Source organism: Pseudomonas mandelii (assembly GCF_006438925.1).
GTDB lineage: Bacteria > Pseudomonadota > Gammaproteobacteria > Pseudomonadales > Pseudomonadaceae > Aquipseudomonas > Aquipseudomonas mandelii_C.
This window is the reverse complement of record NZ_RCZA01000002.1, coordinates 514,135-535,512: the sequence shown is the minus strand read 5'-3', so window position 1 is coordinate 535,512 and position 21,378 is coordinate 514,135. Positions and strand designations below refer to the sequence as shown.

Here is a 21,378-nt window from a genome sequence, read left to right as displayed (position 1 = left end):
CAGGCCCGGTTACGGGAAGCAATGGCATATCGGTCAGCGCTTCGACACTCGGTGGTCATATCCAATAACAAGACGAGGTTGTACCCCTATGCCAGGCAATCACCTGCCCAATGGCGAGACCGCTCAAGGCGGCCCGCTCAAACGCGAACTTGGCGAACGGCATATTCGCTTGATGGCGCTCGGTGCCTGTATCGGCGTCGGTCTGTTCCTCGGTTCGGCAAAGGCCATCGAGATGGCTGGCCCGGCAATCATGCTTTCTTACATCATCGGCGGTCTGGCGATCCTGGTGATCATGCGCGCCCTTGGCGAGATGGCGGTGCACAACCCGGTCGCCGGCTCCTTCAGCCGTTACGCCCAAGACTACCTCGGCCCATTGGCGGGCTTCCTGACCGGCTGGAACTACTGGTTCCTGTGGCTGGTGACCTGCGTCGCGGAAATCACCGCGGTGGCGGTGTACATGGGCGTCTGGTTCCCCGATGTGCCGCGCTGGATCTGGGCACTCGCTGCGTTGATCAGCATGGGCTCGATCAACCTGATCGCGGTGAAAGCCTTCGGTGAGTTCGAGTTCTGGTTCGCCCTGATCAAGATCGTCACCATCATTGCGATGGTGATCGGCGGTATCGGCGTGATCGCGTTCGGCTTCGGCAACGATGGCGTGGCGCTGGGGGTTTCCAATCTCTGGGCGCACGGCGGCTTCATGCCCAACGGCGTGCAAGGCGTGTTGATGTCGCTGCAAATGGTGATGTTCGCCTACCTCGGCGTCGAGATGATCGGTCTGACCGCCGGTGAAGCGAAGAACCCGCAGAAGACCATTCCCAATGCGATCGGTTCGGTGTTCTGGCGGATTCTGCTGTTCTACGTCGGCGCGCTGTTCGTGATCCTGTCGATCTACCCGTGGAACGAAATCGGCACCCAGGGCAGCCCGTTCGTGATGACCTTCGAGCGTCTGGGCATCAAGACCGCCGCCGGCATTATCAACTTCGTGGTGATCACCGCGGCACTGTCGTCCTGCAACGGTGGCATCTTCAGCACCGGGCGCATGCTGTACAGCCTGGCGCAGAACGGTCAGGCCCCAGCCGGCTTCGCCAAGACCTCGAACAACGGCGTGCCCCGTCGCGCGTTGCTGTTGTCGATCTTCGTGCTGTTACTGGGTGTGCTGCTCAACTACATGGTCCCGGAGAAAGTGTTCGTCTGGGTGACGGCGATTGCCACCTTCGGCGCGATCTGGACCTGGGTGATGATCCTGCTGGCCCAGCTCAATTTCCGCAAAGGCCTGAGCGCCAGCGAACGTGCCGGCCTGAAATACAAGATGTGGTTGTACCCGGTCAGCTCGTATCTGGCGCTGGCGTTTTTGGTACTGGTGGTCGGCCTGATGGCGTACTTCCCGGACACTCGCGTGGCGCTCTATGTGGGCCCGGCGTTCCTGATCCTGCTGACGGTGCTGTTCTACATGTTCAAGCTGCAACCGACCAATGTGTCGCAGGGTGCGGTGCGTTCGGCTTCGTAAGGCGTAACACCTGAAATGAAAAAGCCCCGGTCGTGATGATCGGGGCTTTTGCGTTTGGAGGGTCAAAAGATCGCAGCCTCGTTTCACTCGACAGCTCCTACAGGAGTTGCAATTGACGACCGTACACGGACGATCGGTAAACACATTTCCCTGTAGGAGCTGTCGAGTGAAACGAGGCTGCGATCTCTTGATCTTAAGCAGCCGCCACCGACATTTGCTGATTCAACCGCTTGTTGAAATCCAGCCACGCCCCCAGCAACGCCATCACCCCGGCACCCACCAACGCGGTGAAAACCTGCATGGCAAACGCATCGTCGGTCAGGGCGTTGAGCATGTCCGCCAAGGGCGCCAACAGCACGCCGAGGCAGAAAACTTCCAGTGAGTAGCGCCCCATGCGGCAGCATTGCTGCGCCAGCCAGTTTTGCGTCCAGCCGTTGCCGGGCAAGAGCCTGGCGGTGACATAGGCCAGCGCCAGGAAGTGCAGCAGACGGACCGGCGACAGATCGGTCTTGCTGATCGGGTACAGCAGGTTGCTCAGGCTGGCTGGCATCAGGGCATCGTGTATTTCCGGCCAGCGCCAGGAGACAGTCATCACGCCGGTCACCACCACGTACACCGCCGCGCTGACAAACAAGGGCTGGCGCAACAGCGGGCGAGTGTCGGGCAACCGTGGCCGCTGCCCGTGAATCGCCATAAAGCCGCCGAGGATAAACAGCAGTTGCCAAGTGACGGGGTTGAAGTACCACACACCGTCCTTGATGGCCGCAAGGTTCCAGCCAAACCGCGGTGCCAGCAGGTACACCGCCAATGACACCGCTACGACCGCCCACGGCTTGCGCACCAGCAACGGCAGGACCAGTGGCAATCCCGCCAGCAGCACGATGTACAGCGGCAGCGGGTCCATCAGGTTCGGCTTGAAGCGCAGCAGTAACTCATCCGTCAACGCTTGCTGGGGGTTGGTGATGAAGTGATGCAGGCCCATTTCCTCCACCAGATCGCGGGTTTCCACATGACTGTTGGCGAAGAACACGATGCCCATCAGCATGGCCAGCAGGAAAATATGGACCACGTAGAGCACCCAGGCGCGCCGCAGAATCTTCACGCAGGCGATCAGGTAACCATCGCGCGCAAGGATTTTGCCGTAGGCCAGAACGGCCGCGTAACCGGCGAGAAACACGAATATTTCTGCGGCATCGCTGAAACCGAGGTTGCGCAGGGTGATTTGGCCAAGGGGGTTGTGAGGCACGTGATCCCAAAAAATGAAGATCAGTGCCAGGCCGCGAAAAAAGTCGATTCGGTGATCGCGCTCAAACGTCATGACGGCGGGCTCGTGAACGGGTGATGAGATAGGGAGTAGCCGAGGCGCCAAAGATTGCGCGCCGCTTATTGGCGGCGCGCAGGGTGGCGTGATTCGCGGGTAATTGCAAAACCGGGATATTACGGGATGTCTCTTGGCAGGGCGGCGGACCTAACCGCTGGTCTGAAAGGCACGTACACCTGTGATTTCTGACAGTAGACAGGTTCAAAGTTTTATGACTTGAAACGGGAGATTCACCATGAGGTTCTTGTGGAAAGGATTTTCCAGCTACACCGTGGTCGGGGTGGCCAACACGCTGATTCACTGGCAAATCTTCTTCCTGCTGAGCGTGGGTGCCGGCTTCAGTCAGGCTGTCAGTAACCTGGCTGCCTTCTGCGTTGCCGCTTCGTTTTCCTTCTACATGAACGCGCTGTACACCTTCGATGCCAAGGCGTCGGTCGGCGGTTATCTTCTATTCTTGGGATCCATGGGGGCGCTGAGTCTGGGCGTCGGCCATGCAGGCGACGTGTGGAGACTTCATGGCCTGCTGACGGTGGCTATTTTTTCAGCGTTGAGCCTGGTGCTGGGCTTTCTGTTTTCAAAGTACGTAGTCTTTCGCGAGCGTAGTGCATGAAAGTCTCGTTGATCGTTCCGGTATTCAATGAAGAACAGGCGATCAGCCTGTTTTATCAGGCCGTGCGTCGCGAGTTGAGGCTTGACCAGGCAGAAGTCGAGATCGTGTTCATCAACGATGGCAGTTCCGACCGGACGGCTGAGGAGGTCAAGGCCTTGGCGCAGGCCGATGAACAGGTCTTGCTGATCAACTTCTCGCGCAACTTCGGCAAGGAGCCGGCGTTGTTCGCCGGCCTGGAATATGCCACCGGCGATGCAGTGATTCCCATGGACGTGGATTTGCAGGACCCGATCAGCGTCATCCCGCGATTGATTGGCGAATGGCAAAAAGGTGCGGATGTGGTGCTCGCCAAGCGCCGGGATCGCACCTCCGATGGTTATCTGAAACGCCACAGCGCGTCGCTGTTCTACCGTGTGCTGAACCGTATCGCTTACACCCGGATCGAAGAAAACGTCGGGGATTTCCGGCTGATGGATCGCAAGGTGGTCAACGTGATTCGCACACTTCCCGAGCATCAGTTGTTCATGAAGGGGGTGCTGTCATGGGCCGGGTTCACCACCGTGGTGGTGGAATACGAGCGAGCCGAGCGAGTGGCGGGTACCAGCAAGTTCAATGGCTGGAAACTCTGGAACCTGGCGCTGGAAGGCGTGACCTCGTTCAGTACGGTGCCGTTGCGCTTATGGACTTATGTCGGTGGCGGTATTTCGATCTTCGCGGTGCTCTACGCGGTGTACATGGTGCTGGACAAGATTTTCTTCGGCAACAGCGTCCCCGGTTACCCGTCATTGATGACCGCGATCCTGTTTCTCGGCGGCGTACAGCTGATCGGCATCGGCATCCTCGGTGAGTACGTCGGCCGCATCTACATCGAAGCCAAACATCGGCCGCGCTATGTGGTGAAAGACATCGTCGGCGGCAAAGACCGGCTCGGGATTTAGCATGGGCAGGTTCAGCGACTTTTTCAGCAAGGAACTCGGACGCCGCCAGGTCTGGCTGTTTTTTCTGTTGGCGACCTTGGTGTATGTGGTGCCGCTGATCCTTGCGGACTATCCGTATATCGATGACAACTGGCGATCCCTGTCGGCCGCGGCCGGTACGGCCTGGGCGGAGGAGGGACGGTTATTCACCGAGTTGTTCTACAACCTGCTGACCTTCAGCAATGCCGCGCCGAACATCTTTCCGCTGCCACTGTTGATCGCCACGCTGGCCATGGCCGCGGCGTTGACCAGCCTGACATTTCATTACTACCCGCAACCGACGATTGCCTGCTGCCTGGTGCCGTTGCCGCTCTGGTACAACCCGTTCTTTCTGCAAAACCTGTCCTATCAATACGACGGGCCCGCCATGGCGTTGAGCGTGGTGGCGGTCATCTATGCGATCACCTTTCGTCCCCCCTCGCGCATCCAGCAGTGGCTGGTGCCGTCCTTCCTGGTTGCCTTGGCGATAGGGCTGTATCAGGTGAGCTTCAATGTGTTTCTTGGTTTGTGTTGCCTAGAGGTACTCAGGGGCGCCAATGACAAGCTGGCCTGGCCGCAGTGGTGCGAGTTGATCGGCTGGAAAATATCGCAGGCCATCCTGGGCTGGTTGATTTACAGCGTCAGTGCTTATCCGTTCATGAGTGGAAATCGCACCTTGTTGTTGAACTGGACGGCGCAGCCCCTGCTGCAACTTCAAATCAACATCGCCCGGGTGCTGGAAAAAGTCGTGCTGCTGTTTCACGGCGGATTTTCCTGGGTGTTCGCCGCACTGCTGCTGTGTGCCATTGCCGGCAGTGTCCGGCTGGGGCTGAACGTGTTGGAACGTCAGGACTCAGTGCTGAAGAAAATCCTGATCGGCTTGGTGTGTTTACTGACATTGCCGGTCGTGACGCTGCTGGTGTCGGGTGTCGCGCTGTTTTTCCGGGACTTCAATGAAGGCGCCAGGACCCTGATGGGCTTCGCGGTCCTGTTGGTGCTGTTGTTCTATTTGAGCCATCTGGCGCTGGCACGAATCCACGAGCGACTGCCGCTGTTGTTGGTGGTTCCACTGCTGGCGATGCTTTCGATTTCGTACGCCTATGGGCGTGTGCTGACGGTGCAGAAAGCCTTCGCATCCAGCGCGTTGTTAAGTCTTGAACACGACATCGCGTCGAATCGACAGCTGCTCGAAGCCAAGCGCATTTACCTGTCAGTGACCTATTCCGATCACTGGCTGCTGGGGGCGGCGGGCTCGTTCAAACAGATGCCGGTGTTGCACTATCTGCTGAACATCGACTTTTTCATGCTGGCCGAGAACCTGCCGAAAGTGGGCATCACCAACGTCGTTGCGGAGAAGGAGCGACGTAACGCGACCCGGGTGGGTTATCAAGGTTATCCACCGCTGGTGGAGAACCCGTACTACCGGATTTATCTGATCGGCGATTACGGTTTTATTGTCATGAAAGAACCGGCCCCGATTAAGACGCTTCACTGGTGAAACGCGATGACGGGGGCCGTCGGGTTCAGGCTGCTACGACCTCGTTCGGCTCAAAACTATCCGCCCGCGCCATCTGCCACATCCGCGAGTAAAACTCACCGCTCACTTCCCCGGTCAACAACTCCCCCGGTTTCAAGAACACATGCAGTTGCGAGAACAGTTTGATCTCGGTCGCCGACATGCGCCGCACCAAATGCTTGGCCGACAATTGCGAAGGATGTTCCAACCCGGCAGCGGCGAGCATTTCGGCCAGGGCCTTGAGCGTGTTGCGGTGGAAGTTGAAGACGCGTTGGGCCTTGTCCGGGACGACGAGTGCGCGTTGGCGCAGGGTGTCCTGGGTGGCGACGCCGGTCGGGCATTTGTTGGTGTGGCAGCTTTGCGACTGGATGCAACCGATGGCGAACATGAAGCCGCGTGCCGAGTTGGCCCAGTCGGCGCCGATGGCCAGGACGCTGGCAATGTCGAAGGCGCTGACGATCTTGCCGCTGGCACCGAGTTTGATTTTGTCCCGCAGGTTCAGGCCGACCAGCGTGTTGTGCACGAACAGCAGGCCTTCGCGCATCGGCACACCGATGTGGTCGGTGAACTCCACGGGAGCGGCGCCGGTGCCGCCTTCCTTGCCATCGACAACGATGAAGTCCGGGAGGATGCCGGTTTCCAGCATGGCCTTGGCGATGCCCATGAATTCCCATGGGTGGCCGAGGCAGAACTTGAAACCCACCGGTTTGCCGCCGGACAATTCGCGCAACTGTTGGATGAAGTGCATCAGTTCGATCGGTGTGGAAAACGCGCTGTGCCGAGATGGCGAGATGCAGTCTTCGCCCATCAGAATGCCGCGGGTTTCGGCGATTTCCTTGGTGACTTTGTGCTTGGGCAGGATCCCGCCGTGGCCCGGTTTGGCGCCTTGGCTCATCTTGATTTCGATCATCCGCACTTGCGGCGTCTGCGCTTGTGCGGCGAAGCGTTCAGGGTCGAAGCGGCCATCAGCGGTGCGACAGCCAAAGTAGCCGCTGCCGAGTTCCCAGGTCAGGTCGCCGCCGTTTTCCCGGTGATAGGCACTGATGCTGCCTTCGCCGGTGTCGTGGGCGAAGTTGCCGAGTTTCGCCCCTTGGTTCAACGCGCGAATGGCGTTGGCGCTGAGGGAGCCAAAGCTCATGGCCGAGATGTTGAACACAGAGGCCGAGTACGGCTGCGTGCACTGCGGGCCGCCGACCGTCACGCGGAAACTGCTCGGGTCGCTCAACGGCGCCGGGCGCATGGAGTGGCCGATGAATTCGAAACCCGACTGATACACATCGATCAACGTGCCGAAGGGTTTGTCGGCGCTTTCGTTCTTGGCCCGTGAATAGACCAGCGAACGCTGAGCCCGGGAGAAGGGCAGGGCGTCGCTGTCGGACTCGAGCAGGTATTGGCGGATTTCCGGGCGAATGCCCTCCACCAGATAGCGGATGTTGCCGAGGATCGGGTAATTACGGCGCACCGCGTGAGGGCTTTGCAGCAGATCGAACAGGCCCACGAGGCTGAGAATGCCGGTGACGACGGTGATCGGCCAGAGCCAGTCGTGCTCCAGGAAGGGCAGGCTGGCGAGGGTAAACATCACACAGACGGCAAAGAAGGCGTAGCGGCTCAGGAGTGACAGGCTCATACGGTTTTCCTTGGTTCGGACTCAATAATTTCAACGCAGCAGGTGCATGGATACACACAGATCCCTGTGGGAGTGAGCCTGCTCGCGATTGCGGTGGTTCAGTCGACATCAATGCTGAATGAAAGACCGCAATCGCGAGCAGGCTCGCTCCCACAGTAAAAAGCACTCCGCGTGGTAATCAGGCATTTTGTGCCTGGAGAAAAATCGAAAACAGCTCGGACTGGGACTTGATCCCCAGCTTGCTGTACATGTGTTTCTTATGGACTTTCACGGTTTCGACAGAGATTTCCAGCTTACGGGCGATTTCTTTACTGGAGCAACCGCTGAGCATCAAGCGCCCGACATCCAGCTCCCGGGCGGTCAATTGCGCGCCTTTGAGTTGCTGCACCGACGCCTCCAGCTGCACGCGCCAGTCGACTTGCGGCGGTGCGGGTGCGAGGGCCACGACTTCGTTGATTTCGTAGGGCAGGCGCTGGCGCAACAGGCCGAGCACCCAGGGCTGGATCAGCGACAGCAAGGCAATCTGCTGGCCGCTGAAACGCTGCTTGCTGCCCAGTGACAGGCACAGCGTGCGGTCGCCTTCGAGCTGGCAATTGAACTGGATTTCATCGGCGACCACATTCAGACGAAAGTAGCGCTGGTAATACTCGGTCAGCTCGAAATGCTCCGGCGCCACTTCCGACAGGCGATAGAGCCCGGTGCGTGACTGCTCGCGACAGGCGATGTAGAACGGATCGAGCAGGTACAAACCGCGCAGATAGTCCTGGAACAACTGATCGGGACTGCCGTCCGCGCCTGGGCATTCGGCGAACACTTGCGGGTGCTGATCGGCGCTGAAAAGCAGCGCCACCCAGCTGTCGAAGGTCACGTACTGATCCAGCAACCGTACCAGCTGCGTCCAGAAATTGGGCTTGTCCAGGGCGTCGATCAGTTGCCCGACCGAGCGGTGCCACGCGATGTCGTCTAACGAGAGTGTCATGCCTCTACCCCTATCGGGTTACCCCAGCGGCGTGATTCCCCGGTCGCTGGCTTGCTGCGCATACTGGCGCACAGACACCGACCGGGCAATCTTTCTGCCAGCCTGGTCAAGAACAAGGAATACCCATGAAAGTCGAACTCGCCCAGTTGGCGGGCCGTGACAATGACACGGCTTACAACCTCGAACGCGCTCTGAAGGCGATGGCTGCCTGTGCTGCCGATACGCAGCTGATCGTGTTTCCCGAAACCCACTTGATGGGCTTTCCGACCCTTGAGGCGCTGGCTGAAACTGCCGAACCGCTGGACGGACCCACCGTCAGCGCCATTCAGGCTGCCGCCCGTGAACGCAACATCGCCGTAGTGATCGGCATGGCCGAGAACGACAACGGCCGCTTCTACAACACCACGCTGCTGATCACCCCGGAAGGTATCGCGCTGAAATACCGCAAGACGCACCTGTGGGCGTCGGATCGCGGTGTGTTCGAGGCCGGCGACCGTTACGCCACGTGTGAGTGGAACGGTGTACGGGTCGGCCTGCTGATTTGCTACGACATCGAATTCCCGGAAACCGCCCGGGCGCTGGCGCAATTGGGGGCCGAACTGTTGATCGTCACCAACGGCAACATGGACCCTTACGGCCCGACTCACCGCACCGCGATCATGGCCCGCGCCCAGGAAAACCAGGCGTTTGCGCTGATGGTCAACCGGGTGGAAGAGGGCGATGGCGGGTTGGTGTTTGCGGGCGGCAGTGCGCTGGTGGATCCGCTGGGGACTTTGTTGTTCGAGGCCGGGCGGGAGGAGGGGCAGTTTGCAGTGGAGCTGGACCTGAATCAGCTGACGGCGGCGCGGCAGGATTATCGGTATCTGGATGATCAGCGGCTGCGGTTGCCGGGGGAAGTGGTGGAGCAGATCGGCGGTGTTCGGGAGTTATTGATTCCTGAGCGTTGAACCAGCCCTCACCCTAACCCTCTCCCGGAGGGAGAGGGGACTGACCGTAGAGTCCTCAAGAAATATTGCGACCTGAAACACCCGGTCGAACTCAGGATTTGAAACACACGGAGATCTGCTCCCTTTCCCCCTCTCCCCTGTGGGGAGAGGGCTGGGGTGAGGGGTGGATCTTCAGGTTGACGAACATTTGAAGCCTTACCCAAAACAACAACGTAACACCCGAAATTTTTGCGCCGAACTCGGCTCTGCCATAAATCTAATAAATTCGGAGTAGTCGCTCATGGCTCGTTTGCAACGCACCCTGTCATTGGGTTCGGTGGTGCTGTTCGGCATCGCCTACATGACGCCGATCATTGTGCTCGGCACCTTCGGCATCCTCGCTCAATCCACCGCTGGCATGGTCCCGGCCGCTTATCTGGCGGCGCTGGTGGCGATGTTTTTCACTGCCATGAGTTACGGGCGAATGGCCTCGGCGTTCCCCGTTGCGGGCTCGGCCTATAGCTATGTCCGCAAGGCGATCAGCCCGAAACTCGGTTTTATCGCCGGTTGGGCCGTGCTGCTCGACTACCTGTTCCTGCCGATGGCGATCTGGCTGATCGGCGCGGCCTACCTCAACTCCGCCTTCCCGGCCGTGCCGCAGTGGATCTGGGTGCTGGCGTTCATCGGCATCACCAGTGCGATCAACATCGTCGGCCTGAAACTGGCCAACGGCATCAACGCGTTATTAATGCTGGTGCAGTTCCTGGTACTGATCGCCTTCGTTGCGCTGTGCGTTCATTACGTCGGTGGTGATGCGAGCACGCCGTTGTGGTCGGTCAAACCGTTCTTCAACGGTGACATGCAGATGCCGCTGATCATGAGCGGTGCAGCCATTGCCTGTTATTCATTCCTCGGGTTCGACGCGGTCAGCACCCTCACCGAAGAAACCCGCGACCCGCGCCGCACCATCCCGCGAGCAATCATGCTGATCACCCTGATCGGCGGGCTGATCTTTGTCGGTGTGTCGTACTTCGTGCAGATCGCGCATCCGTCGTTCCAGTTCGACAGCGTCGACTCGGCGGCCTATGAAATTGCCCGCAACATCGGTGGTGACCTGTTCGTGTCGATCTTCCTGATCGGCCTGATCGTCGGCCAGTTTGCGTCGGGCCTGTCGGCTCAGGCCAGCGGCTCGCGGCTGTTGTTCGCCATGGGCCGCGACGGCGTGCTGCCAAAATCGTTCTTCGGCACTTTGCATGAACGCTTTGGCACGCCGGTCAACAGCATCCTGCTGTGCGCCGTGGTCGCTTTGCTGGCGCTGAAACTGGACGTCACCACCTCGACCTCGTTCATAAACTTCGGCGCGTTCCTGGCGTTCAGTCTGGTGAACCTGTCGGTGATCTTTCACTACTGGATTGGCGGTGAGAACAAAGGGCTGCGTGAATTCGTGTTGTTCCTGTTGTTCCCGTTTATCGGCCTGGCGGCGGATTTGTGGCTGATGGTCAGCCTCGATCACCTGGCGATCTATCTGGGGCTGAGCTGGCTGGCGATTGGCGTGGTGTACCTGGCGGTGTTGACCGGCGGCTTCCGTCGCCAACCACCGGAGATGGATTTCCAGGAGGCCACATAATCGCCTGACGGGTGAGGACACTGTGGGAGCGAGCCTGCTCGCGAAGGCGGTGTGTCAGTCACTATCAATGTTGACTGACATGGCCCCTTCGCGAGCAGGCTCGCTCCCACATTTTGAATCGTGTTCAGGCGGCCGGTTTTGTCTGGTGCACGGGCAACTGGACCCGAAACGTGGTCCCCACGCCGACTTCACTGCGCACCGTAATATCCCCCCGATGTTTTTTCACGATGCCATAGGACAGGGACAACCCCAGCCCTGTCCCCTGGCCCACCGGTTTGGTGGTGAAGAACGGGTCGAAGATTTTTTGCAGGCAGTCCGGCGCAATGCCGGCGCCGGTGTCTTCGACCTCGATCCACACCGTTTCCGCTTCAAGCCCGGTGCGCAAGGTGAGGGTGCCGCGCTCCGGGCCGATGGCCTGAGAGGCGTTGACGATCAGGTTCATGATCACCTGATTGATTTGCGAAGGCAGGCACTCGATGTCGGGCAACGCCTGATATTCCTTGAGCACATCGGCCTTGTACTTGAGTTCGTTGGCGACAATGTTCAAGGTCGATTCGATGCCCTGTTGCAGATTGGCCCACTGCCATTCCTGATTGGAGTCCACCCGGGAGAAGTCCTTCAGGTCCTTGACGATCTGCCCGACCCGGTTGATGCCGTCCTTGGATTCCTTGATCAGCAGTGGAATGTCCTCGCGCAGGAACTCCAGCTCGACCCGTTCGCGCAGTTGGTTCAAACGCTCGACGAGCTCGCTGGAGCCGATCGCCTCTTCCGCATCCCGATAGGCGTCGAGCATTTCCTGCAGCTGTTTGAAGTAGCCATCCAGGGTGCCGAGGTTGGAGGAAATGAAGCCGATGGGGTTGTTGATTTCATGAGCGACGCCGGCCGCGAGTTGCCCCAGTGAAGCGAGTTTTTCCGATTGCACCAATTGGGTTTCAAGCTGTTTGCGCTCGTCGATTTCCCGCTGCAATTCAACGCTGGTTTCTGTGAGCTGCCGGGTTCGGCGTTCGACCATTTGCCCCAAATGGTCCATCTGCACGCTGGCCCGTTCGGTCATGTCCCATTTGGTCAACAGGGTGTTGGCCATCTGCTGGACTTCAATGTTGTCGAACGGTTTTTTTAGAATCAGCAGCCGGTCATGTGCTTTCAAGCGGTCCAGCAGTTCATCCCAGGAATAGTCGGAATAGGCGGTGCACACCACTACTTGCAGGCGCGGGTCGGCCTGCCACAAATGTTCGATGGTCTGCGCACCGTCCCAGCCCTCGGGCATGCGCATGTCTACGAAGGCCAGGGCATAGGGGTGGTTTTCCTGCAAGGCTTCGTTCAGTTTGCCCAGGCCTTCCTGGCCGCCATAGGCTGAGTCCAGCTCGAACAGTGCACTGGTTGATTTCACTTCGCTGCCAAACAGCGCGGCTTCCATCTCGTCCAGTTCGACGGTCTGCTCCGGCATGGGCGTGAGAATCTTGCGGAAGTCCACGTGAATGGACGGGGTGTCATCGATCAGCAGAATGCGTCGGTTAGAAAGCTCGCTCATGCTTCCTCCGGTACGGCTTTCAGCGGGATCTGCAACGTGAACATCGCTCCTTTGCCCGGTCCGTCGCTATGGGCGGTGAGGTGGCCGTTCATTTCGATGGCGGCCAGGGCGCAGCTGTGCAGGCCGAAGCCATGGCCTTCCTTGCGGGTAGTAAAACCGTGGGCAAAGATGCGCGTCATGTTTTCCTCGGCGATGCCTTCGCCGTCATCCTTGACGCTGACTTGCAGGGTCTTGTCTTCGACGATTTTGACCCCCAGGGTCATTTGCCGCGGGCGATTGCTGAGGTCGGACATGGCGTATTTGGCGTTGCTGATCAGGTTGATCAGGATCAGCAACAACCGGTGTTTGTCGCCCATGACCTGCGGCACATCGCTGTACTCCTTGATCACCTGGACGTGGTGTCGGGTCAGGGCGCCAGAGTTCATGCGCAGGGCGTCTTCCAGCAACTCGCTGATGTGCAGCGGTTCCATCAGGCTGTTGGCGCCCGCGTAGGATTGCTGGGTGGCGACGATGTCCTTGATGTGGTCCACGCTTTTGGTCAGCTGGGCCAGCTCCTCGGTCATGCTTTGTTGTTCCAGGGCTATCGCGTCCACCAGTTGATTCAGGTAGCCCGGTAGCAACTTGCCTTTCGCGTCCTCGGTCAGAAAGGTGCCGAGGTCGTCAGGATGGTCGTTGATTAGCTGCATGGCCTTGCCCAGGCCCTGCGCTTTGCTGCCGCGCAGTTTGCGGCTCACCAGGTCGGCCGAAATGTTCACGCTGTTGAGCACGTTGCCGACGTTGTGCAGCACATTGGTGGCGATCTCGGCCATGCCGGCCTGACGCGCGGTGTCGAGCAGTTCGCTCTGGGTATCCTTGAGTTCGCGGGTGCGTTCTTCAACCCGCAGCTCCAGGTCGTCATTGGCGGTTTGCAGGGCTTTGTTGACGCGATTGATCACCGTGAAACTGCGCATCAGGTGAATCGCCAGGTACACCAGCAGTAACACCAGCAGCACCGAAAATAACAGCATGTAGAAGTGATAGCGCTGGTCGACCGCATCGGTCCGTTGCTGGTCGGTGTTCAGCAGGTCGGTGATGTCGTCCAGGCGTTCGGCCACGGGAACAGCTTCGATGTTTTCCAGCAAGCGATTGACCACCGGCTGCTCACGCAGGATCAGTGAAATATGGTTGCTCAGAATATCGATCGGACTGTGGAACTGTTCAGGTAGACGCTGTTTGTTCACCCCCATTTTGTTCAGCCCCAACAGGATGTCGGCCGCCTTGTCGTCGGAGGTGACCTGAGCGAACTCCAGGCTGCTGAGCAACAAGTCATACGTATCGGTGGCGATGTTCTGAAGTTGCAGTTTGTCTTCGTCCGCCAACCGGGCCAACTGTTCCTGAATGTCGTCCTCGGCGGTGGGCAGGAACGCCAGTGAGTTGCGAAGCACGGCGTTGTGAGACTTGAACTGCTCCACCAACCGGGTCTTTTCCTGCATGGCGGTCAGGTACGCATCATGGCTGGCGCGCCAGACGGGCGAGTCGTTGCGGCCATGGCTCGACTCCATCGTGTCGAACCGCTCCCAAAGGTTCGTTATCTCGGTCAGCGGTGTGACCAACGGATCGTAGTTGTGACTGATGGCGATCCTGGCCTTGAGGATCTCGGTTTCCCATTGTGCGTTCAGCTGCTTGATCCGGCCGATCAAGTCCCGGGATTCGGCGTAGGTCGTCGTCTGGTTCGAGCTGGATTTGAGGTACAGAAACAGCAGCACCGAAGCCAACATCAGGGCCACGACACAAAGCAACGCCAGGTTGCCGCGGTTGGACGTTTTCATAAGGGCTTGCCTCCCCATTCACCGGTCAGGGTCTTGAGGAATTTGATGATCAGGGTCTTGTCGTCGGCAGAGGGAATACGCCCGAGCTGGAACTTGAACATCACGTCCACCGCGTCCTCGAGGGTTGTCGCCGAGCCGTCATGAAAGTACGGTGCGGTCACGGCGACGTTGCGCAGGCTCGGGACCTTGAACACGTTGCGGTCCTCTTCGTCTTTGGTGACCAGATAGCGGCCCAGGTCGGCTTCGGTGGGGTTGCCCCGAGTCTCGAAGTAGTCGCCCATGACCCCGAACTTCTGGAACATGTTGCCGCCGATGTTGACGCCCTGGTGGCAGGCGATGCAGCCGTAGTCCTTGAAGCGTTGGTAACCGTATTTCTCGTCGAGGGTGAGAATGTCGGTATCGCCTTGCAGGTATTGGTCGAAACGCGAGTTGGCGCTGATCAGCGTGCGTTCATAGGTGGCCAGGGCATTCTGCACATTGTTCATGGTCACGCCGTCCGGGTAGGCGTTGGCGAACGAGGTCTGATAGGCCGCATCGGCGGTCAGCGTCTGCACCACATGCTCCCAGTTACTGCCCATTTCACTGGGGCTTTGCACCACCCCGTGGATCTGGGTTTCCAGGGTGTCGGCGCGGCCGTTCCAGAATTGCCGGAAATTCAGGCTGGAGTTGAATACGCTGGGGGTGTTGAGTGTCACTGGAACGCCGTTGAACCCGATGGAAAACGCCTTGTTGTCGGCACCGCCGTTTTCGAGTCGATGACAACTGGCGCAAGACAGTGAGTTGTTGACCGACAAGCGTGTCTCGTTGAATAACTGGCGACCGAGCTCGATCCGCAGCGGATTCTGCTGGGGCACCGCCGGCAGTGGTTTGAGCGGTTCATCCAGCGGCGCGGCACCGGCGCTCAGGCAGAACCCGAACAACGGCGCCAATAGCAGACGGTGAAAGGAAGGCGACATCTGATGATTCCTTGGCGTAGGGCCTGTGTGTCGTTGCGCATCGTTCACGTGGCGGCGGATGAAGAGGGCTTCAGCGACCCCAGATACCGGACGAAGGCGTCCGGCTCCACGGCTTTGCTGAAGTAGAAACCTTGACCCTCTTCACATTGATGTGATTTGAGGAAATCCAGTTGTTCGAGGGTTTCCACCCCTTCGGCAATGATGGTCAGCTTGAGGCTCCGACCCAGGCTGATGATGGCGCTGACCAGCGCGGCGTCGTTGCTGTCGCTGCTTAAGCCGCGAATGAACGACTGGTCGATTTTCAGCACGTCGATGGGAAAACGCCGCAAGTAGCTCAGGCTGGAATAACCGGTACCGAAGTCATCGATGGCCAGTCGTACGCCCATCACCTTGAGCCGGGTCAGGGCGTTCACCGTGGTTTCGACGTTCTGCATCAACACGCCTTCGGTGATTTCCAGCTCCAGCAAGGCCGGTTCCAGACCTGTTTGTTTGAGTGTCTGTTCGATGCTGTCGACAAAGTCCCGCTGGCGGAAATCGATGGCCGACATGTTCACCGACATACAGATCTTCGGCAGCCCCGCAGCCTGCCAGGCGCAGGCTTGTCGGCACGCCTCGGCCAGCACCCATTTGCTCAACGGCACAATCAAACCGCTGTCTTCGGCAATACTGATGAAATCCGAGGGGTAGACCAGGCCGTGCCCCGGTTTTTGCCAGCGAATCAGCGCCTCGGCACCGACTACCTGGCCACTGACCAGGTCCAGTTTGGGCTGGTAATGCAGGACAAATTCGTTGCGTTCCAACGCCAGGCGAATGCCGCTCTCGATGCTTTGCTGATCCCGGGCGCGCTGGTTCATCTCGTCGATGAAAAAACTGAAATCGTTCGGGCCGCTTTCCTTGACGTTACGCATCGCGGTTTCGGCTTTCTTGATCAGCGCGATGGCATCGAAGCCGTCGTCCGGGTAAATGCTGATGCCCAGGCTGGCGGTCACGATCAGGTCGTGGCCGGCAATGTGCTGCGGCGCGCGGATGGCGTTCAAGAGTTTTTCGGCGATACCCTTGGTCTGCTGGGGATGGCGGACGTCGGCGAGGATCACCACGAATTCATCGGAACCGTAGCGGAACACCGAGTCGGACTCGCGCACCGTCGCCACCAGATTGCGCCCGACCTGTTTAAGCATTTCGTCACCGGCCGGATGACCCAGGGCATTGTTGATGCGCTTGAAGCGATCGAGGCCCAGAAACATCACGGCCAGTTGCTTGTCATGGCGCCGGGACAGGGCCAGTGACTGGTTCAACCGGTCACCGAGCAACGTGCTGTTGGGCAGCTCGGTCAGTACGTCGTACTGCAACAGGTGCGACACCTTGAGCAGTTCGTGGACCCGCGCCTCGATGGTTTGTTCCAGGCTCAGGACCTTCATCGCCGCGTCCTGCGCCATCTGCCATTTCCAGGTCAGGGCACTGGCCATCTGGCGGATTTCCAGGCTGTCGAAAGGTTTTTTCAGCACCAGTAACTGGTCGCCGAACTCCAGCCGTTCGGCCATGTCTTCCCAGGTGTAATCGGAATAGGCCGTGCACAACGCGATTTGCAGGTGAGGGTCGGCCTTCCACAGTTGTTCGATGGTTTCCAGGCCGTCCCAGCCCGGTGGCATGCGCATATCGGTGAACGCCATGGCATAGGGGCGACCTTCGGCCCGTGCGCGCTTGACCAGTTCAAGGGCTTCCTGGCCCTGATAGGCCGAGTCGAGCTGGAACGTCAGCCGGTCAATCTGCACGGTGCCGAACAGGGCTTCTTCAGCGCCGGCCAGGGACTGTTCACCTTCAATCTCAGGGCCGAGGATCTTGCGAAAATCCTCATGAATCGAGGGCGTGTCGTCGATGATCAGGATGCGCCGGTTAGTCCGCACGAAAGGCATTTTCATCCTTTGTCCTCCGTGAAGCGTGGCGGGTTGTCCAGAATCGTCCCGATGTCGTGGTTCGGGGGCACGATGCTACCGGCCTTCAGCAGCTCGGCGGCCTGCTGGCTGCTGACCGCTTTGCTGAAGAAGTAACCCTGGGCGTTCATCGGTGAACCGGTGGCCATCAGCGAGCTGCGCTGCTCCTGGGTTTCGACGCCCTCGGCAATGATGCCGATCCCGACTTCACGGGCGAAGTTGATGATGGCGCGCAAGGTGTTCGCGCTGGCCGGATCGCGGGCGGCGGTGTCAATGAAGGCCTGAGCGAGTTTCAGGTGATTGACCTGGTAGGTCTTGAGGTAGTCGAACGAGGAGTACTCGGTGCCGAAGTCGTCGATGGCGATCTTCACCCCCAGTTCACGCAGGCGCGGCAGCACATCGTTGTGGGTCCATTTGGTCTGGGCCAGCGTCGCTTCCGTGACGTCGAAGCGCAGGTCCCAGGGGCAGAGTTCCCAGCGCGCGGTGGTGCGCAGCACGTCATAGATCAGTTCGGGACCAGTCTTGAGTTGGGCCAGGGACAGCTTGATCGCAATCACCGGCGGCGCCATGCCTTCGTCGCGCCATTGGCGCATTTGCTGGCAGGCGCGATCCAGCACCCAGTGACCGAGCGCGACGATGGTGCCGGTCTTTTCCGCCGCGGGCAGAAACGCCGAGGCTTCCAGTAAACCGCGCTCAGGGTGGTTCCAGCTGACCTGCGCTTCCATGCCGAGGATTTTGCCGCTGCTCAGGTCTACTTCTGGCCAGTAATGCAGTTCGAGTTCTTGGTGTTCGATGGCCGCTCTCAGGTCGCTGGCGATGGTCATGCGTTCGACCACCTCCTGATTGATCTCCTCGGAGTGGAAGTGGTACTGGTTGCGACCCTTTTCCTTGGAGCGATACAGCGCCATGTCGGCCTGGGTCAGCAGACCATCGGCGCTGGTGCTTTCCGGGGTGCAGCTGCTGATACCGATACTCACCGAGACCCGTACATCATTGCCGGCCAGGGAGTAGGGCAGTACCAGCGTGTCGCGGATCTTGGCGGCCAGGGCCGCGGATTGGGTCGGGTCGCCGACCTCCAGCTGCAAGATCGCGAACTCGTCACCGCCGAGGCGGGCAACCACATCGTTTTCGCGCACACAGGCCTTGATCCGGCGGGAAACCTCTTGCAGCAACAGGTCGCCCACTGGATGGCCGAGGGTGTCGTTAATGCGTTTGAAGTGATCCAGGTCCAGGTAAAACATGGCGAACGGTGCCGCCCCCCGACGCGCAGCGGCGAATGCCTGGTGCAACCGCTCGATCAGCGTCGCACGGTTGGCCAGCCCGGTCAGCCCGTCGGTGCGGGCCAGCAGGGCGATTTTCTCTTCGGCTACTTTGCGTTCAGTGATGTCGATGATGATGCCTTCGACTTCCAGCAAACGGCCTTCATCGTCGCGCACCGGGATGTAGCGGTTTTCGACCCAGCGCCAGGCTCCGTCGCCAGTGCGCATCCGGAATTCGATGGAAGCGCCTGCCGCATGACGGTCCAGCACCCGGGCCATGGCGGTGTCGACCTTCGTTTGATCATCAGGATGGATCAGTTCCTGGGCCCAGTTGGCCGAGGCGACCAGTTTCGCCGCAACATGACCGTATTTGGTGATGTTGTGCGAGATATACATCAACGGAAACGATGGCTCGCCGCGCAACCGATACAGAATGGTGGGGCTGTTCTGCACGATGATGTTGGCGTCGGACAGCTCTCGGGTGCGTTCTTCGACCGCCTGTTCGAGCAGCGACATCTTCAGCTCTGCGTCTTCGGTCATTTGCCACTTGGCCGTCAAGGCGCTGGCCATCTGGCGGATTTCGATGGCATCGAAGGGTTTTTTCAGAATCAGCAGGCGATCGCCCAGCTCCAGGCGTTCGTCGATGTCTTCCCAGGAATAGTCGGAATAAGCGGTGCAAAGCGCCACTTGCAGCTTGGGATCGACCTGCCACAGCCGTTCGATGGTTTCCAGCCCGTCCCAGCCCGGCGGCATGCGCATGTCGATGAAGGCCATCGCATAGGGCATGTCGTTGGCCAGCGCCGTCTCGACCTTGTCCAGGGCTTCGAGGCCCTGAAACGCCGAGTCGAGCACGAAGCTCTGCAGCGATAGCGCCGCAGGGGTGCCGAACAGGGCATTTTCGGCGCTGATCAGGCTGTCGTCATCGATCGATGGTGGACTGAGGATCTTGGCGAAGTCCGCATGGATCGAGGCTGTGTCGTCGACGATAAGAATCCGTCGGTTGGTCCGCGCCAGCAGCGTATTTATCGACATACGCCAGTACCGGCAGCAGTTTGATGCGGTTTTCTCATAGGGGGCTTCCTTTCCCTGATCACCTGGCCGAACGTACAGATTATGGATCCGAGTCAGCTGAGCATAGTCGCCTGTCCCGCACTTCGCGCAACTCAATGAGCTGAATCATTTCCGTTGGCGGGCTGAAAATCATCTAGCCTGTAGGTCAGGCTCCGGCAATAGGGGATGTTTGCCTCGGGGCCTGCCACAACGATGTGCCCGTTTCACTTGAGGTGACGCCATGGAAGAGCAACTCCCCACGACTTTGAACGATAAACCCAAGGTGCTGCTGGTCGATGACGAGGAGTCAATCCTCAACAGCCTGCGTCGCCTGTTACGCGGCCAGCCCTACGAGTTGCTGCTGGCCACCAGCGGTGCCCAGGCGCTGGAGATCATGGAGCAGCACTCCATTGATCTGGTGATGACCGACGCACGCATGCCCAATATGGACGGCGCCACGCTGCTGGCCCGCATCCATCAGCTTTACCCGACGACCACCCGGATTCTGCTCACCGGCTACGCGGACATGCCGACGATCATCAAAGCGATCAACGAAGGGAAGATTCACCGCTACATCAGCAAACCCTGGAACGACGAGGAAATGCTCCTGACCTTGCGCCAGGCCCTGGCGCATCAACATTCCGAGCGCGAACGCCAGCGCCTGGAACAGTTGACCCGGCTGCAGAACGACCAGTTGAAGTCGCTCAACATCACCCTGGAAAAACACGTCGCCGCCCGCACTGCCGAACTCCAGCAGACCGCCGACATGCTCGACCTGGCCTACGAAGAACTCAAGCACAGCTATGTCACCGGCACCGAGGTGTTTTCGCTGCTGGCCAACCTACGCCTGCCGCCGGCCAAGCAGACCAACCGCCAGATCATCGAACTGGTGCGGGTCTACTGCAAACTTCATGGCCTGGACGAGGGCACCAGCCGCGACCTGGCCATGGCCGCGGCGCTCTACAACATTGGCAAACTGAGCTGGACCGACAGCATGATGACCGCGCCCGCGGACCTGCTGCATCACAGCGATCGGGAGCGCTATCGCGGTTATCCCAAGCAGAGCGAATCGCTGTTGATGACGCTCGACCCGATGAAGGACGCCGCTCGTCTGATTCTTTACCACCAGGAGCGCTGGGACGGCAGTGGTTTCCCCGACCGGCTCAAGGGCGAGGCCATTCCGTTCGGTTCGCGGCTGTTGAAACTGGCGGTGGATTTCATCGAGTTGCAACGCGGGCTGATCCTCGAGCGGCAGATGAACAGCGATGAAGCACTGGTCTACATCCGCAGCTATGCTGGACGGCTCTACGATCCCGAGTTGGTGGAGGATTTCATCCAGGTCTGTGCCGCGTACCTGAGCGATGTCTCGTTGGCCGATCCGTCGGTCAAAGTGCTGACCACACGGGAAGTGACGGCGGGCATGATCCTGGCGCGCAACCTCAATGCCGACAACGGCATGCTGCTGCTCAATGCCGGCAAGGTGTTGAATGGGCCGCTGGTGGAGAAGTTGATCGCCTTCGAAGCCATGGAGGGCGCGAAATACAGCATTTTCGTGAAGGTGCCGGAAGACGTTGCGGTTCTCGAGGCCAGTGAGGTCTAAGCGCTGTACTCGTCCAATGTGGGAGCGACGGTGCGGCGGTCCGACCTGCTCGCGATGAAGACAACGCGGTTTTTCAGGTACACCGCATCATCGTTCATCGCGAGCAGGCTCGCTCCCACAGAGGGCTTGGTAGATGCTTTTTTCGGCGTGACGACACACCGAGACTCATGTGAT

The 21,378-nt window shown here is 59.4% G+C and carries 15 protein-coding genes and 1 pseudogene; 7 read left to right on the top strand and 9 right to left on the bottom strand.

Annotated features, from left to right (window positions below; all coding sequences use genetic code 11):
* Window positions 1-88 precede the first annotated feature (88 nt).
* Entirely contained in the window at window positions 89-1,507 is a 1,419-nt protein-coding gene (locus tag EAH74_RS06265) for an amino acid permease (protein ID WP_140677063.1), read from the top strand.
* A 193-nt stretch (window positions 1,508-1,700) separates the two neighbouring features.
* On the opposite strand, the gene EAH74_RS06260 is transcribed toward EAH74_RS06265, so the two are convergent.
* Window positions 1,701-2,825 carry an OpgC family protein gene (locus EAH74_RS06260; protein WP_140677061.1) on the bottom strand — a complete coding sequence of 375 codons (1,125 nt, stop codon included), beginning with the start codon at window positions 2,823-2,825 and terminating at the stop codon, window positions 1,701-1,703.
* A 238-nt stretch (window positions 2,826-3,063) separates the two neighbouring features.
* On the opposite strand from EAH74_RS06260, the gene EAH74_RS06255 reads away from it, so the two are divergent.
* Genes EAH74_RS06255 through EAH74_RS06245 form a run of 3 tightly spaced genes read left to right on the top strand, consistent with a single transcriptional unit; the run spans window position 3,064 to window position 5,892 of the window.
* Window positions 3,064-3,438, top strand: a complete 375-nt coding sequence (locus EAH74_RS06255; protein ID WP_140677059.1) for a GtrA family protein — start codon at window positions 3,064-3,066, stop codon at window positions 3,436-3,438.
* Window positions 3,435-4,376 (top strand): glycosyltransferase family 2 protein, encoded by a 942-nt coding sequence (locus EAH74_RS06250; protein ID WP_140677057.1) that lies wholly within the window; start codon window positions 3,435-3,437, stop codon window positions 4,374-4,376. The genes EAH74_RS06255 and EAH74_RS06250 overlap by 4 nt, the downstream gene beginning before the upstream one ends.
* Before the next feature lies 1 nt (window position 4,377).
* Window positions 4,378-5,892: a glucosyltransferase domain-containing protein gene (locus EAH74_RS06245; RefSeq protein WP_140677055.1), complete on the top strand. Its 1,515-nt coding sequence runs from the start codon at window positions 4,378-4,380 to the stop codon at window positions 5,890-5,892.
* Window positions 5,893-5,917: 25 nt separating this feature from the next.
* Here EAH74_RS06245 and EAH74_RS06240 read toward each other — a convergent pair whose 3' ends face one another.
* Window positions 5,918-7,537, bottom strand: coding sequence for an FMN-binding glutamate synthase family protein (locus EAH74_RS06240; RefSeq protein WP_140677053.1), 1,620 nt, complete (start codon window positions 7,535-7,537; stop codon window positions 5,918-5,920).
* A 178-nt stretch (window positions 7,538-7,715) separates the two neighbouring features.
* Window positions 7,716-8,516 carry a helix-turn-helix transcriptional regulator gene (locus tag EAH74_RS06235; protein ID WP_008147857.1) on the bottom strand — a complete coding sequence of 267 codons (801 nt, stop codon included), beginning with the start codon at window positions 8,514-8,516 and terminating at the stop codon, window positions 7,716-7,718.
* Between the two features lie 125 nt (window positions 8,517-8,641).
* Here EAH74_RS06235 and EAH74_RS06230 point away from each other — a divergent pair, with 125 nt between their 5' ends.
* Window positions 8,642-9,463 carry a carbon-nitrogen hydrolase family protein gene (locus EAH74_RS06230; protein WP_140677051.1) on the top strand — a complete coding sequence of 274 codons (822 nt, stop codon included), beginning with the start codon at window positions 8,642-8,644 and terminating at the stop codon, window positions 9,461-9,463.
* A gap of 280 nt (window positions 9,464-9,743) precedes the next feature.
* On the top strand, window positions 9,744-11,069 hold the full coding sequence (locus tag EAH74_RS06225) for an APC family permease (RefSeq protein ID WP_123369261.1): 1,326 nt from the start codon (window positions 9,744-9,746) through the stop codon (window positions 11,067-11,069).
* A gap of 124 nt (window positions 11,070-11,193) precedes the next feature.
* Here EAH74_RS06225 and EAH74_RS33775 read toward each other — a convergent pair whose 3' ends face one another.
* From EAH74_RS33775 to EAH74_RS06200, 6 genes and pseudogenes are all read right to left on the bottom strand, one after another.
* Window positions 11,194-11,862 carry an ATP-binding protein gene (locus EAH74_RS33775; RefSeq protein ID WP_430539730.1) on the bottom strand — a complete coding sequence of 223 codons (669 nt, stop codon included), beginning with the start codon at window positions 11,860-11,862 and terminating at the stop codon, window positions 11,194-11,196.
* Between the two features lie 57 nt (window positions 11,863-11,919).
* Window positions 11,920-12,006 (bottom strand): annotated as a pseudogene (locus EAH74_RS33770) (hypothetical protein); the annotation flags it as partial.
* Between the two features lie 590 nt (window positions 12,007-12,596).
* Window positions 12,597-14,408 (bottom strand): DAHL domain-containing protein, encoded by a 1,812-nt coding sequence (locus tag EAH74_RS06215; protein ID WP_140677047.1) that lies wholly within the window; start codon window positions 14,406-14,408, stop codon window positions 12,597-12,599.
* Window positions 14,405-15,364, bottom strand: coding sequence for a cytochrome-c peroxidase (locus EAH74_RS06210; RefSeq protein ID WP_140677045.1), 960 nt, complete (start codon window positions 15,362-15,364; stop codon window positions 14,405-14,407). The genes EAH74_RS06215 and EAH74_RS06210 overlap by 4 nt, the downstream gene beginning before the upstream one ends.
* 44 nt (window positions 15,365-15,408) lie before the next feature.
* A complete protein-coding gene (locus tag EAH74_RS06205; RefSeq protein WP_140677043.1) occupies window positions 15,409-17,283 on the bottom strand; it encodes a putative bifunctional diguanylate cyclase/phosphodiesterase in 1,875 nt (624 codons plus the stop codon).
* Window positions 17,280-19,586 (bottom strand): putative bifunctional diguanylate cyclase/phosphodiesterase, encoded by a 2,307-nt coding sequence (locus EAH74_RS06200; RefSeq protein WP_140677041.1) that lies wholly within the window; start codon window positions 19,584-19,586, stop codon window positions 17,280-17,282. The genes EAH74_RS06205 and EAH74_RS06200 overlap by 4 nt, the downstream gene beginning before the upstream one ends.
* 259 nt (window positions 19,587-19,845) lie before the next feature.
* Between EAH74_RS06200 and EAH74_RS06195 the strand changes: the two genes are divergently transcribed.
* Window positions 19,846-21,204: an HD domain-containing phosphohydrolase gene (locus EAH74_RS06195; protein ID WP_140677039.1), complete on the top strand. Its 1,359-nt coding sequence runs from the start codon at window positions 19,846-19,848 to the stop codon at window positions 21,202-21,204.
* Window positions 21,205-21,378: the final 174 nt, after the last annotated feature.

What these genes read in the sequence shown, in the direction of transcription:
- EAH74_RS06265 (WP_140677063.1), top strand. Translation starts at nt 89, where the DNA reads ATGCCAGGCAATCACCTGCCCAATGGCGAGACCGCTCAAGGCGGCCCG.
- EAH74_RS06260 (WP_140677061.1), bottom strand. Translation starts at nt 2,825, where the DNA reads ATGACGTTTGAGCGCGATCACCGAATCGACTTTTTTCGCGGCCTGGCA.
- EAH74_RS06255 (WP_140677059.1), top strand. Translation starts at nt 3,064, where the DNA reads ATGAGGTTCTTGTGGAAAGGATTTTCCAGCTACACCGTGGTCGGGGTG.
- EAH74_RS06250 (WP_140677057.1), top strand. Translation starts at nt 3,435, where the DNA reads ATGAAAGTCTCGTTGATCGTTCCGGTATTCAATGAAGAACAGGCGATC.
- EAH74_RS06245 (WP_140677055.1), top strand. Translation starts at nt 4,378, where the DNA reads ATGGGCAGGTTCAGCGACTTTTTCAGCAAGGAACTCGGACGCCGCCAG.
- EAH74_RS06240 (WP_140677053.1), bottom strand. Translation starts at nt 7,537, where the DNA reads ATGAGCCTGTCACTCCTGAGCCGCTACGCCTTCTTTGCCGTCTGTGTG.
- EAH74_RS06235 (WP_008147857.1), bottom strand. Translation starts at nt 8,516, where the DNA reads ATGACACTCTCGTTAGACGACATCGCGTGGCACCGCTCGGTCGGGCAA.
- EAH74_RS06230 (WP_140677051.1), top strand. Translation starts at nt 8,642, where the DNA reads ATGAAAGTCGAACTCGCCCAGTTGGCGGGCCGTGACAATGACACGGCT.
- EAH74_RS06225 (WP_123369261.1), top strand. Translation starts at nt 9,744, where the DNA reads ATGGCTCGTTTGCAACGCACCCTGTCATTGGGTTCGGTGGTGCTGTTC.
- EAH74_RS33775 (WP_430539730.1), bottom strand. Translation starts at nt 11,862, where the DNA reads ATGCTCGACGCCTATCGGGATGCGGAAGAGGCGATCGGCTCCAGCGAG.
- EAH74_RS06215 (WP_140677047.1), bottom strand. Translation starts at nt 14,408, where the DNA reads ATGAAAACGTCCAACCGCGGCAACCTGGCGTTGCTTTGTGTCGTGGCC.
- EAH74_RS06210 (WP_140677045.1), bottom strand. Translation starts at nt 15,364, where the DNA reads ATGTCGCCTTCCTTTCACCGTCTGCTATTGGCGCCGTTGTTCGGGTTC.
- EAH74_RS06205 (WP_140677043.1), bottom strand. Translation starts at nt 17,283, where the DNA reads ATGAAAATGCCTTTCGTGCGGACTAACCGGCGCATCCTGATCATCGAC.
- EAH74_RS06200 (WP_140677041.1), bottom strand. Translation starts at nt 19,586, where the DNA reads ATGTCGATAAATACGCTGCTGGCGCGGACCAACCGACGGATTCTTATC.
- EAH74_RS06195 (WP_140677039.1), top strand. Translation starts at nt 19,846, where the DNA reads ATGGAAGAGCAACTCCCCACGACTTTGAACGATAAACCCAAGGTGCTG.